This is a genomic window from Porticoccus sp. (genome assembly GCA_023261185.1).
In the GTDB taxonomy this organism is placed as follows: Bacteria; Pseudomonadota; Gammaproteobacteria; order Pseudomonadales; family Porticoccaceae; genus Porticoccus; species Porticoccus litoralis.
In genome coordinates this window covers 21,523-38,024 of the sequence record JALRJN010000092.1, presented here as the reverse complement: position 1 = coordinate 38,024, position 16,502 = coordinate 21,523, and the positions used below count along the sequence as shown (strand labels likewise).

General features: G+C 51.7%; 16 protein-coding genes and 2 tRNA genes. 14 read left to right on the top strand and 4 right to left on the bottom strand.

The genetic code is table 11. The features are described 5' to 3' along the window. From odhB to ACYZYZ_RS08855, 8 genes are all read left to right on the top strand, one after another. Positions 1-778 (top strand): 2-oxoglutarate dehydrogenase complex dihydrolipoyllysine-residue succinyltransferase (odhB, locus tag ACYZYZ_RS08890; RefSeq protein WP_461483997.1); only part of this gene is annotated, 778 nt, incomplete at its 5' end. 32 nt (positions 779-810) lie between these two features. Next, complete coding sequence (lpdA, locus tag ACYZYZ_RS08885; protein ID WP_461483996.1) at positions 811-2,253, top strand: dihydrolipoyl dehydrogenase; 1,443 nt, start codon at positions 811-813, stop codon at positions 2,251-2,253. Between the two features lie 84 nt (positions 2,254-2,337). Then, on the top strand, positions 2,338-3,507 hold the full coding sequence (gene sucC, locus ACYZYZ_RS08880) for an ADP-forming succinate--CoA ligase subunit beta (RefSeq protein ID WP_461483995.1): 1,170 nt from the start codon (positions 2,338-2,340) through the stop codon (positions 3,505-3,507). Continuing rightward, a complete protein-coding gene (gene sucD / locus ACYZYZ_RS08875; RefSeq protein ID WP_305171027.1) occupies positions 3,507-4,379 on the top strand; it encodes a succinate--CoA ligase subunit alpha in 873 nt (290 codons plus the stop codon). The genes sucC and sucD overlap by 1 nt, the downstream gene beginning before the upstream one ends. Before the next feature lie 171 nt (positions 4,380-4,550). Beyond that, a complete protein-coding gene (gene htpG / locus ACYZYZ_RS08870; RefSeq protein ID WP_461483994.1) occupies positions 4,551-6,449 on the top strand; it encodes a molecular chaperone HtpG in 1,899 nt (632 codons plus the stop codon). Positions 6,450-6,505: 56 nt separating this feature from the next. Then, entirely contained in the window at positions 6,506-7,522 is a 1,017-nt protein-coding gene (locus ACYZYZ_RS08865; protein ID WP_461483993.1) for an NAD(P)H-dependent glycerol-3-phosphate dehydrogenase, read from the top strand. Positions 7,523-7,527: 5 nt separating this feature from the next. Beyond that, on the top strand, positions 7,528-7,947 hold the full coding sequence (locus ACYZYZ_RS08860) for a DUF4389 domain-containing protein (RefSeq protein ID WP_305171024.1): 420 nt from the start codon (positions 7,528-7,530) through the stop codon (positions 7,945-7,947). 2 nt (positions 7,948-7,949) lie between these two features. Next, positions 7,950-8,405: a SixA phosphatase family protein gene (locus ACYZYZ_RS08855; RefSeq protein ID WP_461483992.1), complete on the top strand. Its 456-nt coding sequence runs from the start codon at positions 7,950-7,952 to the stop codon at positions 8,403-8,405. Positions 8,406-8,417: 12 nt separating this feature from the next. On the opposite strand, the gene folE is transcribed toward ACYZYZ_RS08855, so the two are convergent. Then, positions 8,418-8,960 (bottom strand): GTP cyclohydrolase I FolE, encoded by a 543-nt coding sequence (folE, locus tag ACYZYZ_RS08850; protein WP_461483999.1) that lies wholly within the window; start codon positions 8,958-8,960, stop codon positions 8,418-8,420. Positions 8,961-9,064: 104 nt separating this feature from the next. Between folE and prmB the strand changes: the two genes are divergently transcribed. From prmB to ACYZYZ_RS08830, 4 genes are all read left to right on the top strand, one after another. After that, positions 9,065-9,976: a 50S ribosomal protein L3 N(5)-glutamine methyltransferase gene (prmB, locus tag ACYZYZ_RS08845; protein ID WP_461483991.1), complete on the top strand. Its 912-nt coding sequence runs from the start codon at positions 9,065-9,067 to the stop codon at positions 9,974-9,976. A gap of 101 nt (positions 9,977-10,077) precedes the next feature. Beyond that, the gene (aroC, locus tag ACYZYZ_RS08840; protein WP_461483990.1) at positions 10,078-11,181 is read left to right on the top strand and encodes a chorismate synthase; all 1,104 of its coding nucleotides are present in this window, start codon (positions 10,078-10,080) and stop codon (positions 11,179-11,181) included. A 6-nt stretch (positions 11,182-11,187) separates the two neighbouring features. Next, positions 11,188-12,345 (top strand): MFS transporter, encoded by a 1,158-nt coding sequence (locus tag ACYZYZ_RS08835; RefSeq protein ID WP_305171020.1) that lies wholly within the window; start codon positions 11,188-11,190, stop codon positions 12,343-12,345. Between the two features lie 56 nt (positions 12,346-12,401). Then, positions 12,402-12,686, top strand: a complete 285-nt coding sequence (locus tag ACYZYZ_RS08830) for a hypothetical protein (RefSeq protein ID WP_461483989.1) — start codon at positions 12,402-12,404, stop codon at positions 12,684-12,686. 61 nt (positions 12,687-12,747) lie between these two features. Here the strand turns inward: ACYZYZ_RS08830 and ACYZYZ_RS08825 are convergent. Next, positions 12,748-12,830 (bottom strand) — tRNA-Pro (locus tag ACYZYZ_RS08825). After that, on the bottom strand, positions 12,813-13,775 hold the full coding sequence (locus ACYZYZ_RS08820; RefSeq protein WP_461483988.1) for a hypothetical protein: 963 nt from the start codon (positions 13,773-13,775) through the stop codon (positions 12,813-12,815). The genes ACYZYZ_RS08825 and ACYZYZ_RS08820 overlap by 18 nt, the downstream gene beginning before the upstream one ends. Before the next feature lie 264 nt (positions 13,776-14,039). On the opposite strand from ACYZYZ_RS08820, the gene ACYZYZ_RS08815 reads away from it, so the two are divergent. Continuing rightward, complete coding sequence (locus tag ACYZYZ_RS08815; RefSeq protein ID WP_461483987.1) at positions 14,040-15,545, top strand: FG-GAP repeat domain-containing protein; 1,506 nt, start codon at positions 14,040-14,042, stop codon at positions 15,543-15,545. Positions 15,546-15,610: 65 nt separating this feature from the next. Here ACYZYZ_RS08815 and ACYZYZ_RS08810 read toward each other — a convergent pair. Continuing rightward, positions 15,611-15,687 (bottom strand) — tRNA-Pro (locus ACYZYZ_RS08810). A gap of 121 nt (positions 15,688-15,808) precedes the next feature. Here ACYZYZ_RS08810 and ACYZYZ_RS08805 point away from each other — a divergent pair. Further along, positions 15,809-16,477 carry a TetR/AcrR family transcriptional regulator gene (locus tag ACYZYZ_RS08805; protein WP_461483986.1) on the top strand — a complete coding sequence of 223 codons (669 nt, stop codon included), beginning with the start codon at positions 15,809-15,811 and terminating at the stop codon, positions 16,475-16,477. Positions 16,478-16,502 lie beyond the last annotated feature (25 nt).

The window sequence follows — 16,502 nt, the reverse complement described above, 5'->3', positions numbered from 1 at the left end:
AGCTCCCAGCGCGGAACCTGCATCACCAGCGCCCGCACAGCCAGTACAGGAAGCAGTTGCAGTAGCATCTGGTGATCGTGTTGAGAAGCGTGTGCCCATGACACGTATGCGCTCAAGAATTGCTGACCGTTTGCTCCAGGTAACCCAGACCACTGCCATGCTAACCACGTTTAACGAAGTGGACATGCATCGCATCATGGCTCTGCGTTCTGAATTCAAGGACACCTTTACGAAGGTTCACAATGGCACACGCCTTGGCTTTATGGGGTTCTTTGTGAAGGCCGCTACTGAAGCATTGAAGCGTTTCCCTTCAGTAAACGCTTCTATTGATGGCAATGATATTGTTTACCATGGTTATCAAGATGTTGGTGTTGCTGTTTCCACCGACAAAGGTCTAGTGGTTCCAGTACTTCGCGATGCAGATAATATGGGTATCGCTGAGATCGAGAGCACCATCGCCGAGTTTGGTGGTAAGGCCCGTGACGGCAAGCTGACAATTGAAGACATGACTGGCGGCACATTTACCATCACCAATGGTGGCGTATTTGGTTCTCTGCTTTCGACGCCAATTCTCAATCCGCCACAGACGGCCATTCTGGGTATGCACAAAATTCAGGAACGTCCGGTAGTGGAAAATGGTCAGGTCGTGGTTCGGCCGATGATGTATCTGGCGCTTTCCTACGATCACCGCTTGATCGATGGTAAAGAAGCAGTTCAGTTCCTCGTGGCTATCAAGGAAATGATTGAGAATCCCGCTAAGATTCTACTTGAAATTTAATTGCTAATTTATTGAAATTGTTGGGATAAATAATGTCCGATAAATATGATGTGATTGTGATTGGCTCCGGTCCTGCCGGTTACGTGGCAGCGATCAGAGCGGCCCAGCTTGGCTTGAAGACGGCCTGTATTGAGAAGTGGCAGAACAGTAAAGGGCAGGGTGTTCATGGCGGCACCTGTCTGAATGTGGGCTGTATCCCTTCAAAAGCGCTGTTGGACAGTTCCTATAAATATCACGAAGCGAAATCGTCATTGTCCACCCATGGTGTCACCACCGGAAAAGTGGGTATCGACGTTAAAGGGATGATTGGCCGGAAGGCAAAAATTGTTGAACAGCTCACCGGTGGCATCGCCGGGTTGTTTAAAAGCAATGGAGTGACATCGCTGTTTGGCACCGGAAAACTATTGGCCGGTCGTCAGGTCGAGTTCACGGATCACGAAGGCAAGACCCAAGTATTGTCCGCCGATAACGTGATCATCGCCACCGGCTCTCAGCCTATCAATATCCCTGTTGCACCTATCGATTGCAAGACCATCATCGACTCCACCGGTGCACTGGAGCTGACTGAGGTGCCTAAGCGGCTCGGAGTCATTGGTGCTGGTGTTATTGGGCTGGAGCTGGGCAGTGTCTGGAACCGCCTTGGCAGTAACGTGGTATTGCTCGAAGCCATGTCAGATTTTCTGGCGATTATGGACCAGCAAATTGCCAAAGAATCCCAAAAGATCTTTACCAAGCAGGGGCTGGATATTCGTCTCAGCTGCCGTGTAACCGGCAGTGAGGTGAAGGGCAAGAGAGTGGTCGTCACATACCAGAACAGTGAAGGCGAAGAAGCACAGGAAACGTTTGATAAGCTAATTGTCTGTGTGGGACGTCGCCCCTATACCGAGGGTCTTCTGGCTCCAGATAGTGGTGTCAATCTTGATGAGCGCGGCTTTATCTTTGTCAATGAACAATGTGCAACCAATGCACCAGGTGTCTGGGCTGTTGGTGATGTGGTACGTGGCCCAATGCTTGCCCACAAAGGCTCAGAAGAGGGCGTCATGGTTGCCGAGCGTATCGCTGGCCAGAAGACACAGATGAACTACGATATTATTCCTAACGTTATTTACACCCACCCTGAAATTGCCGCTGTTGGCAAGACTGAAGAGCAGCTGAAACAGGCGGGTGAGCCCTATAATGTTGGTATTTTCCCATTCATTGCCAGTGGCCGGGCGCTCGCAGCGGACGAAACCGAAGGTATGGTGAAAATGATCGCTCATGCTGAGACTGACCGCATCCTGGGTTGCCACATCGTTGGCCCCAGTGCGGCTGATCTGGTCCAACAGGTTGCCATTGCCATGGAATTTGGCTCTAGTGCTGAAGATATCGGTATGACTGTATTTGGTCACCCGACCCTGTCGGAAGCAGTCCATGAAGCTGCATTGGCGGTCAATGGTCACGCGATCCACATTCCAAATCGCAAAAAGCGCAGGTAACAGTGTCTTACGAACTCCGCAGGTACAGCTGGCCTGCGGAGTTTTTTTATCCATCCAATGAAAGCAGCTACGGGGATTTAGAGTATGAACCTACACGAATATCAGGCAAAGCAGCTTTTTGCTGAGTACGGCCTTCCGGTGTCGCAGGGTGTAGCGGCGGAAACCGTGCAGGAGGCTGTTGCTGCGGCCGATATCATCGGCGGCGATCGCTGGGTTGTTAAAGCCCAGGTGCATGCCGGTGGTCGCGGCAAGGCAGGTGGCGTCAAACTGGTCACCTCAAAGGCGGAAATTGAAGAATTTGCACGCCAGTGGCTAGGCAATCGTCTGGTGACTTACCAGACAGATGCCAACGGACAGCCCGTTAGTCGCATTCTGGTTGAGTCCTGTACCAATATTGCTCAGGAGCTGTATCTGGGAGCTGTTATCGATCGATCTACCCGTCGCATCGTATTTATGGCCTCTACTGAAGGTGGCGTTGAGATTGAGAAGGTGGCTGAAGAAACACCGGAAAAAATTCTCAAGGCCGTTATTGACCCTCTGACCGGAGCACAACCCTACCAGGCACGTGAACTGGGCTTCCAACTGGGACTGAACTCCGATCAAATCAAGCAGTTCACCAAACTGTTCCTGGGCCTGGCAAAACTGTTCCAGGATTACGACCTGGCCTTGCTCGAAATTAACCCTCTGGTTATCACCGATGAAGGCAACCTCCACTGCTTGGACGGAAAGATCAATATTGACGGGAATGCCATGTACCGTCAGCGCAAGCTGCAGGATATGCACGATCCTTCCCAGGATGACGCCCGTGAAGCACACGCTGCCAAATGGGATCTGAACTACGTGGCGCTGGATGGCAATATTGGCTGTATGGTCAATGGTGCTGGTCTGGCCATGGGCACCATGGATATTGTCAAACTCCACGGCGGTCAACCTGCCAACTTCCTTGATGTGGGCGGTGGTGCGACGAAAGAGCGCGTTGTTGAAGCATTCAAGATCATTCTTTCGGACGAGAAAGTTCAAGCGGTACTGATCAATATTTTTGGCGGCATCGTGCGCTGTGATCTGATCGCTGAAGGCGTGATGGGCGCAGTAGAAGAAGTGGGCGTAAAAGTACCGGTTGTGGTCCGCCTTGAAGGTAACAACGCTGAACTGGGCTCAAAAATTCTGGCAGATAGCGGTTTGAACATCATCGCCGCAACCAGCCTGACTGATGCAGCCCAGCAAGTGGTAAAAGCAGCGGAGGGCAACCAGTAATGTCTATCCTTATCAACAAATCAACCAAAGTTATCTGCCAGGGTATTACTGGCGGACAGGGCACATTCCACACCGAGCAGGCCATTGAATATGGCACGCAGATGGTGGGTGGCGTTACCCCCGGTAAGGGTGGTACGACGCACCTCGGCCTTCCTGTCTTCAATACAGTCGCTGATGCCGTTGCCGAAACCGGCGCTGAAGCTTCAGTGATCTATGTGCCTGCACCATTCTGTAAGGACTCGATTCTGGAAGCGGCCAATGCCGGTATCAAATTGATTGTCTGCATCACAGAAGGTATTCCGACACTGGATATGCTGGAGTGTAAGGTCAAATGCGATGAGCTTGGCGTGCGCCTGATTGGCCCCAACTGCCCGGGTGTAATCACTCCCGGCGAGTGTAAGATCGGCATTATGCCCGGTCATATCCACCTGCCAGGTAAGGTCGGCATTGTTTCCCGCTCCGGAACTCTGACTTATGAGGCCGTGAAACAAACTACGGACTACGGCTTTGGTCAGTCTACTTGTGTCGGTATTGGTGGTGACCCGATTCCCGGCTCTAACTTTATCGACATCCTGGCGATGTTCGAGAAAGACCCTGCGACAGAAGCCATTGTGATGATCGGTGAAATTGGTGGTACTGCTGAAGAAGAAGCTGCGGCTTACATCAAGGCAAATGTCACTAAGCCTGTAGTTTCCTACATTGCTGGTGTTACGGCACCTGCGGGCAAACGCATGGGTCACGCTGGTGCCATCATTGCCGGTGGCAAGGGTACTGCTGATGATAAATTTAAGGCCCTGGAAGATGCCGGTGTGAAGACTGTTCGTAGTCTGGCAGACATCGGTGACGGCCTGAAGGAAATCACTGGCTGGTAATCTGGCTGGTGTCATCGAAAAAAGGCGGCCTCCGGGCCGCCTTTTTTGATTATGGCGCAGATCAGCTGATGGTTCTGGCTGACTTTTTTTGCCTCTGAGGTTGAATTTGGCGTACTTGTCCCCACCTTTGTTTCATCCTAATAAACACAGATAAGGGAGACATTGATAGCCATGACAGTCGAGACCCACGGTTTCCAAACTGAAGCCAAGCAATTGCTTCACTTAATGATTCACTCGCTTTACAGCAATCGTGAAATCTTTCTTCGTGAACTGATATCCAATGCGTCGGATGCGGCTGATAAACTTCGTTTTGAAGCCCTGGCTGATGCCTCGCTGTATGACAATGACAGTGACCTTCGTATTCGCATCGACCTCAACCCGGATGACGGCATCGTTACCATCCACGATAACGGTGTGGGTATGTCCAAGGAGGAGGTTGTCGAGAACCTGGGGACCATCGCCAAGTCCGGCACATCACAGTTCCTGCAGGGTTTGTCTGGGGATCAGAAAAAAGATGCACAGCTGATTGGTCAATTTGGTGTGGGTTTTTACTCGGCATTTATCGTTGCCGATAAAGTGGTGGTGGAAACCCGCCGTGCGGGAGCGGCTGCTGACCAGGCCGTGCGCTGGACTTGTGAAGGCGAGGCCGAATACACCATCGAAGATATTGAAAAGCAGGATCGTGGCACAACCATCACCTTGTATCTCAAGGACGACGCACTGGAATTTGCCAGCGAATTGAGAGTTCGCAGCATCGTAAAAAAATATTCTGATCACATCGGTATTCCCGTGGCGCTTCGCAAACGTGCGGATGAGCAGGATAAAGACTCCGATGAGCCGACCTACGACTACGACACAATCAATAACGCGACGGCACTTTGGACACGCCCACGCAGTGAGATCAAGGATGATGAATACCAGGAATTTTACAAACATATCTGCCATGACTTTGTGACACCCCTGGCGTGGAGTCACAACCGCGTAGAAGGCAAGCTCGACTACACTAGTCTGCTATATGTGCCAGGCCATGCGCCGGTTGACCTTTACAACCGCGATGTCTCCAGGGGTCTGAAACTGTACATTCAGCGCACATTCATTATGGATGATGCCTCACAATTCCTGCCTTCCTACCTGCGTTTCATTCGCGGTGTGCTGGACTCAAACGACCTGCCGTTGAATGTGTCCAGGGAAATTCTGCAACACAGCCCCGCAGTGGATAGCATCCGCTCTGCGCTGGTGAAGCGTATCCTTGATATGCTGGAAAAAATGGCTAAGGAATCGTCTGACGACTACCGTACTTTCTGGCGCGAATTTGGCGCCGTGTTGAAAGAAGGGCCCGCTGAAGATTTCGCCAACAAGGAACGCATTGCCGGTCTGTTCCGTTTCGTCACCACCAAAACCGAGGGTGATGAAGCGACAGATTCCCTGGCGGATTACGTCTCGCGGATGAAAGATGGCCAGGAAAAAATTTATTTCCTGGTGGCAGAGAATCTGACCAGTGCCCGCAACAGTGCCTATCTGGAGGCTTTCCGTAAGAATGATATTGAGGTCCTGTTGCTGACTGACCGTCTTGACGAGTGGACCATCGCCCATGTCGCTGAGTTTGAAGGCAAAGAACTGAAAGATATTACCAAGGGTGAGCTTGAGGAGAGCCTGTTTGCCGACGATGCCGACACTGAAGACAAAGCCGATAAAAATGACTCTTCGTCAACAGCGGCTATTGAGAAAATCAGCAACCTCCTGAAGGATAAGGTGGAGAGCGTTAGGGAGACGCGTCGTCTTACAGACTCCCCAGCCTGCCTGGTTTATGCGGAAGATGCCCTGAGCCCCCACATGAGAAAGATGATGGAAGCTGCTGGTCAGAAAATGCCTGTCGACAAGCCTGTACTTGAAATTAATGCTTCGCATCCGCTGGTTCGTCAGTTGGGGAGTGAGAGTGATCAACAGCGCTCTGCTGAATTGACAGGTTTGCTTTATGACCAGGCTGTTCTTTCGGCGGGTGAACAACTGGAAAACCCAGCTTTATTTGTGAAACGACTTAACCAGCTGTTGTTTGAAGGTGCCGCGTAGCTTCCTGGCGGTGATTCAACCTATAATCTTTGGGTGATTCACCGCGAAGTAGATATATGGCAACAGTAACAAAAATAGCCGTTCTTGGCGGTGGCAGTTTTGGTACTGCCATCGCCAATATGATTTCAGCCAACGGTCATGACGTCACCCTGTGGATGCGTGACAGGGACAACGTTGAACATTGCGCCCGGCTGCATGAAAATGTCAATTACATGCCGGGTTACCGGCTGGATGACAATCTGAAATTCTCAAGTGACCTGGAACAGACACTACAAGGTTGTCAGGTCGTCTTTTTTTCCGTACCCAGCAAGGCATTCCGTGATATCGCCCATCAGGCAAAACCTTTTCTTCCCCCGGGGACCATAGCGATCAGTACCGCCAAGGGTATTGAAGCCAACACCTTCAAGCTGATGAGTGAAATTCTGGAGGAGGAGCTGCCCCAAGTTAGGGTAGGGGTCATCAGCGGCCCTAACCTGGCCAAGGAAATCGCTAAAAAGGCCATCACCGCCACGGTTATCGCCAGTGATGACAGTGAACTGTGTAAAACTGTTCAATGTTTGTTGGGATCCCGATATTTTCGTGTTTACGCCAATCGGGACCGTTTTGGCGTTGAGCTGGCGGGGGCCTTAAAAAATATCTACGCGATTGCCGCGGGCATGGCCGCAGCAATGCATATGGGCCAAAACACCATCAGCGTGCTGATTACCCGTAGCCTGGCTGAAATGAGCCGTTTCGCCGCTAAACTGGGTGCCAATCCCATGACCTTTCTTGGCCTCAGTGGTGTTGGTGATTTGTTTGTTACCTGCACATCGCCACTCAGTCGTAATTTTCAGGTGGGTTATGCCCTTGGTGAAGGCCTGGGGCTGGAGGCAGCTGTGGCGAAGGTCGGTCAGGTTGCTGAAGGCATCAATACCACCCGGATTATCAAGGAAGAAGCCGAGCAGCTGGGTATCTACATGCCGTTGGTCAGTGCACTGTATGAAACTATGTTCAACCAGCGGCCAGTCAGCGAAGTACTGAGTAGTTTGATGTTGGCAGAACAGAGTACCGATGTGGAATTTTTTGCGGAGTGAATGCCATGAATGACGAAACAAAAGCGAACCTGTTAAATCCCGATACCTGGATGCGACTGCTCTACATGATCCTGTTTGCTCTGTTGCTGGTGCTGGCACGGCTGGTTATTCTCGCGGTCGCTGTGCTGCAGTTTGTTTTTGTCCTTGTGACGGCCAAACCGAACACGTCACTGCTGGAGCTAGGGCAGGGTGTGTCCAAGTGGGCGTTACAGGCTTTTCTATTTCTGACCTATAACAGTGACGAGAAACCCTATCCGTTTACAGATTGGCCGGAGACGCAGGTTATTGAGCCTCAAGAGCCCGGGAGAAGCAGGGAAGATGTAAAACCTACGACAACCTCTGTCAGTAGCTCTGAAGATGTGCCTTCGTTTATCACGCCTTCTGAGGGAGAAAAGGATAATCCCGAGGATAACCCCAAGGCCTAGTGGTGCTGATTTACCTGTTGCGTCACGGTGACGCTCCCTATGACCAGGTCCGTGGTGAAAGGGCGTTGTCACAACACGGGCATGACGAGACCAGAGCTGTTCTCGAGCAACATTTGGACGACTTACAGAGCCTCGACCTGATACTTTGCAGCCCGGTTCTACGCGCCCGGCAAACGCTCAGTGTTGTGCAGGAAACGCTGTCTTACCAGGGTGATTTGCTGTTTGAGGATGTGCTGCGTTCAGAAGCCCGCTTATCCGCGGTAGAGGCTTGTGTGGACAAGCTCCGGGTTCCCTCTCTTTTACTGCTGAGCCATCAGCCCTTGATTGGCAAGATGCTGGAATATCTCACTGACCGGCCAGGACTCGGTTGGTCCATGACCACGAGTAGCCTGGCTTGTCTCGATGCTATTGCTTTCGGGCGAGGTGCTGCAGAGCTGCGGTGGCTCACCCAACCCTGAGTAGATCCGTGTTCAGCAACCAATAAGCGACAGGAATTCATTGCGTGTAGCCTGATCTTCCCGGAATACCCCCACCATGGCCGAGGTCTTCATCAGGGAATTCTGTTTTTCCACGCCGCGCATCATCATGCACATGTGTTTGGCTTCAATGATGACGGCCACGCCCTGGGCGCCGGTGACGGACTCAATGGTATTCGCAATTTGCGTGACCAACGCTTCCTGAATCTGCAAGCGGCGGGCAAACATGTCGACAATGCGGGCAACTTTGGACAGACCGAGAACAACGCCGTCCGGAATATAGGCGACATGACATTTACCAATAAATGGCAGTAGGTGGTGCTCACACAAGGAATAGAGCTCGATGTCTTTCACGATCACCATTTCATTGGCGTCAGATGGGAAGAGGGCGCCGTTGATAACGTCTTCCAATTTCTGGTGATAACCTTTGGTCATAAACTCAAATGCTTTGGCGGCGCGTTGAGGGGTGTCTACCAGTCCCGGACGTGATACGTCCTCGCCAATGGACTCTAGGATTTGGGTGTAGCAGTCGGCAATATTCACAGTTTGTCTCGTCCAACATGAAGTATTCGGTGCATAACCCTACGTCAGGGACTCAGAAACGTAAAGCCATTTGTGGTGGTGCTGGTTACAATAGCGCGATGAATAATACACCGGAAAATCCCTGTACTTTGGGCGAGGCTATTCGTTACGGAGCCGAGCAGTTTGACGCTGCCAGCCTGTATTTTGGCCACGGCACAGACAATGCCTGGGACGAGTCGCTGTCCCTGGTTTTGCATTGCCTGTCGTTACCCTGGGATGTTGATCCATCCGTTCAGGAGCGTCAGCTTACAGAAGACGAATGGTGCAGTATTAAGGCCCTTTTTGAGCGTCGTATCACGGAGCGCATACCGGCAGCCTATCTGATTGGCGAGGCCTGGTTTGCTGGCGTGCCTTTTTGGGTAGATTCAAGGGTACTGGTGCCCCGGTCTCCCATAGCAGAGCTTATTGATAATGAGTTCTATCGCTGGTTGTCACAACCTCCAAAGACAATTCTTGATCTCTGCACCGGTAGTGGTTGTATAGGCATTGCCTGTGCACTCTATCTGGAGGGAGCAGCAGTCACATTGAGTGATATTTCTCAAGAAGCACTTGCTGTGGCAGAAAAAAATATTGCTCGCTATGCCCTGGAAGAACGAGTTACTGCCATTGAGTCAGACTTGTTTGATGGACTGGGGTCACAGCGCTTTGACCTGATTGTCAGTAATCCACCCTATGTCGATGCTCAAGATATCGCATCCATGCCGGATGAATATCACCATGAACCCCCAATCGGGTTGGCATCGGGTAATGATGGGCTCGATTTTACGCGCCGATTGCTGATTCAGGCTGAAAGCCATCTCACTGATGAGGGTGTGTTGATCGTGGAAGTGGGAAACTCCTGGGAAGCACTGGAAGAGGCCTATCCCCAGGTGCCATTCCTGTGGCTGGAATTTGAGCGCGGCGGTCATGGGGTTTTTATGCTGACGGCGCTCCAACTCCGGGAATATCGCTCTGTGCTCTGTCCGGCGTGAGACATCGCCGGTAGCTTCGTATAAAATTCGCCTCTTTGCGGGGCACATGCAGATAGACCTGCGTGTCACTGTGGCCTCTGTTAACTGGAACTGGGAATCTTATGTCGGGTAATAGCATAGGCAAACTTTTCACCGTAACAACGTTTGGCGAAAGCCACGGCCTGGCTTTGGGTTGTATCGTTGATGGCTGTCCTCCCGGGTTGTCATTGACTGAAGAGGATATGCAGCGGGACCTGGATCGTCGCAAACCTGGTCAGTCCCGTTACACTACCCAGCGTCGTGAACAGGACCAGGTGAAAATCCTGTCCGGCGTGTTTGAAGGTAAAACAACTGGTTGTCCTATCGGCCTGATCATCGAAAATACAGATCAGCGCTCCAAGGACTATTCCAATATCAAAGACCAGTTCCGCCCGGCCCATGCGGATTACACCTATTTTCAAAAGTACGGCATTCGCGATTACCGCGGTGGTGGACGCTCGTCAGCCCGTGAAACCGCCATGCGGGTTGCAGCAGGCGCAATTGCCAAGAAATACCTGAAAGCGATTGCCGGTATTGAAGTGCGCGGTTACCTCTCCCAGCTTGGTCCCATCAAGGCAGAACAAGTACTGCTCGATGAGGTGGAAAACAATCCCTTCTTTTGCCCCGATCCGGACAAAGTGCCTGAAATGGAAGCCTACATGCAGCAGTTGCAAAAGGACGGCGACTCAGTAGGGGCGAAGATAACCGTGGTTGCCAGCAACGTGCCGCCGGGTCTGGGTGAACCCATCTTTGATCGCCTCGATGCCGAGATTGCCCACAGCCTGATGAGTATCAACGCTGTGAAAGGCGTTGAAATCGGGGCAGGGTTTGATGCGGTAGCCCAGAAGGGAACCGAGCATCGGGATGAAATAACCCCGGAAGGTTTCCTGTCTAATCATGCCGGTGGGGTTCTGGGCGGTATTTCATCCGGTCAGAACATTATTGCTCACCTGGCGTTAAAGCCCACCAGTAGCTTACGTATTCCTGGAAAGTCTGTGGATGTTCACGGTAACCCCATTGAAGTGGTGACGACTGGGCGTCACGATCCCTGCGTGGGTATACGGGCCACCCCAATCGCAGAGGCCATGCTGGCAATTACCCTTATGGATCACCTGATGCGCCACCGTGCACAGAATATGCACGTGGATACTGGACTGGAGCCGATCCCCGCCGGTAAAGGCAGCTGATACCCTATGCAGCAGGAGGGCTCTGAGCCGGTTCCATACTGGCGCTTGTCGGCGTTCTACTTTTGCTTTTTCGGCCTGTTGGGGGCGCTGTTTCCCTACTGGTCCCTGTATCTCAAATCCCTGGGTTTTTCTGCCGCTGATATCGGTTTGCTGTTGGCGCTTCCCATGGCGACCAAAGTGGTTGCCCCCAACCTGTGGGGATGGCTGGCAGACCATACGGGTCAACGGCTGCTCATTATCCGTGTGGGCGCCTTGTTGTCCTGTGTATGTTTTTCAGGAATCTTTTTAAGCCAGAAATTCTGGGTCGTGGCCATGGTGATGATTGGCTACAGTTTTTTCTGGAATGCCGTATTGCCACAACAGGAGGTGGTCACCACCAGCTTTCTTCGCGAAACCCCCGAAAACTACAGCCGGGTCAGGTTGTGGGGTTCCATCGGATTTATCATCTTTGTTCTGGGCAGCGGCGCCTGGTTTGATGCCTATAGTATTGATAGCCTGCCATTGATCGGCTTTTTGTTGTTAGCCGGCATTTTTATCACCAGCCTGGCGGTGCCAACACCCCATCAACAGAAACATCAGCGTGCCTCACAGCCCTTTCTCGCCGTCTTGCGCCAGCCTGCGGTTGCCGCATTCTTTGTGGCAGGTATGCTGATGCAGTTTTCACACGGCATTTACTACAGTTTTTTCAGTATCTATATGGAAACCCAGGGATATAGCCGGGGAGTCATCGGTGTGCTCTGGTCAGTAGGTGTAGTGGCCGAAGTAGTTCTGTTTATCGTTATGCATCGCCTGCTACCGCTCTTTGGTGTGCGTTTAATCATGTCTGTCTGCCTGTTGCTGGCTACACTGCGTTGGCTGACGATTGGATATTTCCCGGAACTGTTGTGGCTGTTGATGTTGGCTCAGACTCTCCATGCCTTCACTTTCGGTGCTTATCACTCTGCCGGTATCGATTGCATAAGGCGACTGTTTGAGCCAGGCAACCAGGGAAAGGCGCAGGCGCTTTACAGCGCTTTTTGCCTGGGGTTGGGTGGTGCTATCGGTTCCTGGTTGGGCGGACTGGTGTGGGACTACAGATCCCTGTTGGCTTTTGAAATGGGAGCTGCAGCGTGTTTCATAGCCGTGTTTGTGATTTGGTTCCGCTTGAGGGATGAGCGACTTTGAAGCGGTAACGCTAATTGCCATTTATACTGGATTTTTACGATACGGGAGGTGTTCGGATGAAAGCGGTACTGGTCATTATTGTGCTGGTCGTCGTGTATATGTTTTATCCGCAGTACGACCTGATCGTTAAACACAGTCCATTTGATGAAGAGCCAACGCTGGAAGGCACACGCTATCTCACGGAAGGAAGTTGCCGGGAGGCAGCACAGGCGATAAATGCCCGATATTTTCACTGCTCATCGAAGAATCTTTGGGGCGAATTGTTTGGCACTTATACCAGCTACCGTGAGCCCGAACGCTACTCTGATCCTAAATTGTTTGAGGATCTTCAGGGGCAATAGGGTGGAGAGGTACACTTAAAGCACATAAAAAAACCCACGATAACGTGGGTTTTTTTGTATCTGGTCGGTGTGAGAGGATTTGAACCTCCGACCCCTTCCTCCCGAAGGACGCGGACGAGGGGCTCTTCACCTTAAGCCACACCGGTCTCCCGTCCCATCCTTTTCCCAGATCGCAGTCGAATCGCTAGAGACCAAAGCCTCGTAGCTCGAGGCCGTGGACTCCGGCGCATTCTCATGAAGAAAGACTGACCCTGCCCTTACATTCAAAGACGTGATACCTAGATCTGCGCCTCCCTGCCCGGGGGTATAGCCACAGAAGGAGGAGTTAGTGTCGAGCCTCAGCGCAAGCGCATCCAGGCCACACTCTCTGCACCACATCCTGGAGCCGAGGGCCAAATCGATATCACCCAGATATGCTGCAGCCCCAACGGCTAAATCAATATCTGAGTTGGTTGCATAAATCGATGGTCGTACCGATGAAGCGGCTTTGTCGGCAAATCCTGCGAAGCGGAGCAAGCTGTCATTTCTGACAATTACTATCGGCCCTTCTGCGGGAAGAGGATCCTGAGTGCTCACAAAGGAAACACTTTCCAGCTGCAGGCTTGCGTTGGCATAGAGGCAAATCGCGCTGAGATCGGTGAGGGCAAATCTGGTCAGAGTTACGTGCCCATTTTTTACGCCCAAGGAGCAAAAAACCTCCTCTGAAAAAATCATGGAGGCGCCCTCCTCCGGCGCAGAAATCCACACCGTCCTCCCAGCTCCGAAAACATGGTCTGGGAAACGACAACTACCCGACTGCACTGCCGCATGAACGCTGTTGAGTCGCATGGCGGCCTCCGACTCCAGGGTTTTTTGCAAAGCCAAGGGGTCGGCAGAGCAGTCCACCATGAATCTCGCGTGATCCGCCCAAGGAACTAACACTTGGTCCCCCTTGAGGGAGTCCAATTGTTGTTCGAGCGCACTAAAATTTTCGTTAACCTTTTCGGCGTCGGCGCTCTCTCCATTCCTAAAAACATGAAGTTCTTGTGCAGCCGCAAGAACCGGAAGAAGGATAAATCCGATTAATAGGTGCCTCATGATCTGATCCAATCAATATTTAGTCAAAGACGATAATACGCCCAAATTAGGTGTGGCATGGCAATAACTTCGGTGTGGGCCAACCGCTGGCAGGACGAGGCCTACACGCCCGTATTGCTGGCTTACTTAACCCTCTGACCCCCCGCTCCAGCAGGAAGGCTAATGTAAGGCAGCGAATAAGTTACGCGGCCGCATTGGCGCTTTTTTTAGATCTGGGGTTAACATCCTGCTAGGTGTGAGGGCGTCCACTTTTATCCCCGCGTTTTGAGCCAAGCTATGAACCCGAACCGGCTAAATCTCCTAGTCCCCTCCGCGCAAACTGTAGCGGCGCTCCTACTTTTCGCTAACAGTACTGTGTCGCCGGCAGAGGAGGATGCGCCCTCAGCGCTGCCTGTTTGGCTGCTGTATGAGGCGAAGAAGGCTGCCGATAGCAACCGGTATTTTGATCCTGCCCACATCGATATTGTGATTCCAGAGTCGCTTTGGCCTGACGCAACCTCTAGTTCAATGGAGCACCCCATTCCAATTGATTTCGATAACGATGGCCTAATGGACTTATTTTTAGAGCAAGCGGCGCCCAACCCTAACCCCGACCTCTACGGGCCATCTAACGTGGTAGGGCTAGCCTATAAACAAGAAAGAGCTGGTGTATATCAATTGGCCACCAGAGAAATTTTTGGTGTGGACTTAGTAGAGAAGGGTGACTTAAGCAGAAAATGGGTAACCGCCGACTTAAATGGTGACGGTTATGTAGATGTCCTGCCATGTTTAATGCGGGAAGATGGCCGCGAGATGAGTTACGAGCAGGGGTACCTCAACTGGTCAAGCGAGCAAAAATTAATCATTTCGAACGGAGATGGAACCTACCGGGTAGACGCTCTTAGTGGTGATCCCATCTATCAACACGGTTGCGCCACGGCCAAGATGCAGGACGGATCTCAACATATTATTTATGGCGTTGGCCCCGGCACTCCAGCGCGGGTTTTTAAGTATCAAAATGGGCAACCCGTGACAGTGAATGGTTATCCAGACCTTAGAGGGTGGGATGAACGCGCTTTTACCCCTAATAATTCATCCGATATAAATTATTCTAAATACCTGATGTCAACTTTGAGTGAGGTTGATGATCCGGGCGTTCGGGTTTTCGAACAAGTTGAATCCTCATGGATTGCCTACGACACGTACAGGTTTGGCGAGAAGATCCGGCAAGTGGACTTCACATGGCACGACAATCCCGGCGTACAGCAAGGCTGGCTATACCGTTACAAAGGGTCACTGCGGATGGGTGTGGTTGTATCTGACAGCTGCGAGCTACGTTTGTCGCCCAGTGAGTCAGTTTTCGTAATTAAGATTGACACCACTCTTGTTCCGGAGGACTTCACAGAGCCTGTGGACGGGGACAGCCTCGAATGGGATTACGTATACACCGCATTAGCGATGCGAAATGGCGCCATTGAAGAGCTTGACCTACTGCCAGAGGAGAATGACTACCCTATGGGTTTTAGCCACCTATGTGGCGATATGACCGGTGATGGTTTAGGCGACTTAAGTAGCATCCAACTCCACGGCGGGAGCGAAGTATCGTTTTACAAAAATAACGGCCAAGGAGGACTCGTAAGAACCGAAATAAAGGGCCTCGAGGCTATTGAAATATTAATCGCGGGGACAGTCACCATTCCAGAGCAAGTCAGGTTGGTCGATATCAACGGCGATAATATTGGCGATTGGCTACAGGCATCTAAGGGAACTCTCAGGATCAATTTTGGCATCAAGCCTCAGTAGAAACTTTCAATAAACGTCGCTATGAACGAGCCTGATCGCAAACGGTTGAATCTGAGCTATAAATTTGGTCGGTGTGAGAGGATTTGAACCTCCGACCCCTTCCTCCCGAAGGAAGTGCGCTACCAGGCTGCGCTACACACCGGCGGCGCGCATTATATCACTCTCCGTTTTACTGTCCATGCATGGTAACTACGTGACCATTGACAGGGTTTGGGTTTTCAGAACACAATTTGCCTCCACTTTTGGAACGGATGGGGCGTTTAATGCCAAGGTCATCTAGTGATAGTACCGATAAAATTCGTGCCAAGAAAAAGCGCTTTCTGGCCCGCGAAGAACGCATTATTGAAAAGGCGTTATACCTGTTGATTCGCGACGGCATCGACAAGGTCACCGTCTCAGCCATCTCCAAAGAGGCCGGTGTCGGCAAGGGCACCGTCTACAAGCACTTCCTTACCAAAACCGAAATTCTCATGCGCATCGTGCTCGACTATGAGCGCAATATCACTGAAAACCTGAGAATAGGCATTGAAGCCACAGACTCTGGTGATCCCGGGGCTGCCGCACGATCCTACTTCAAGGCCCGGTTGGCCAATCCTGCCCTCGACAGGTTGGTGCAGTTACTGGAAGTTAACTTACAAGATAACGAAGAAGTGGCTGACAAAATGTTGGAGCTACATAGCCTGCGACGTTCCAATGTCGATGCCCTGAATAACATGATTGCCAAGCTGATTGATAAAGGCATTCTTGAAGATGTACCGCCCAGCTATCACTATCTGGCCTGTTGGGCCCTCGCACAGGGTGCAGTGGAGGCTTACTTCAATGTCAGCTATGGCGCAGACCTTGAAGATAAAGAGGACTTCCTGCGCTTTGTCGCCAATATTGGCATCACCATGGGTAACCTGGGGCAGCTGCGGGGCCAGAAGCCATCCTAGACGACAGGGCTAACTACCCGTTAGC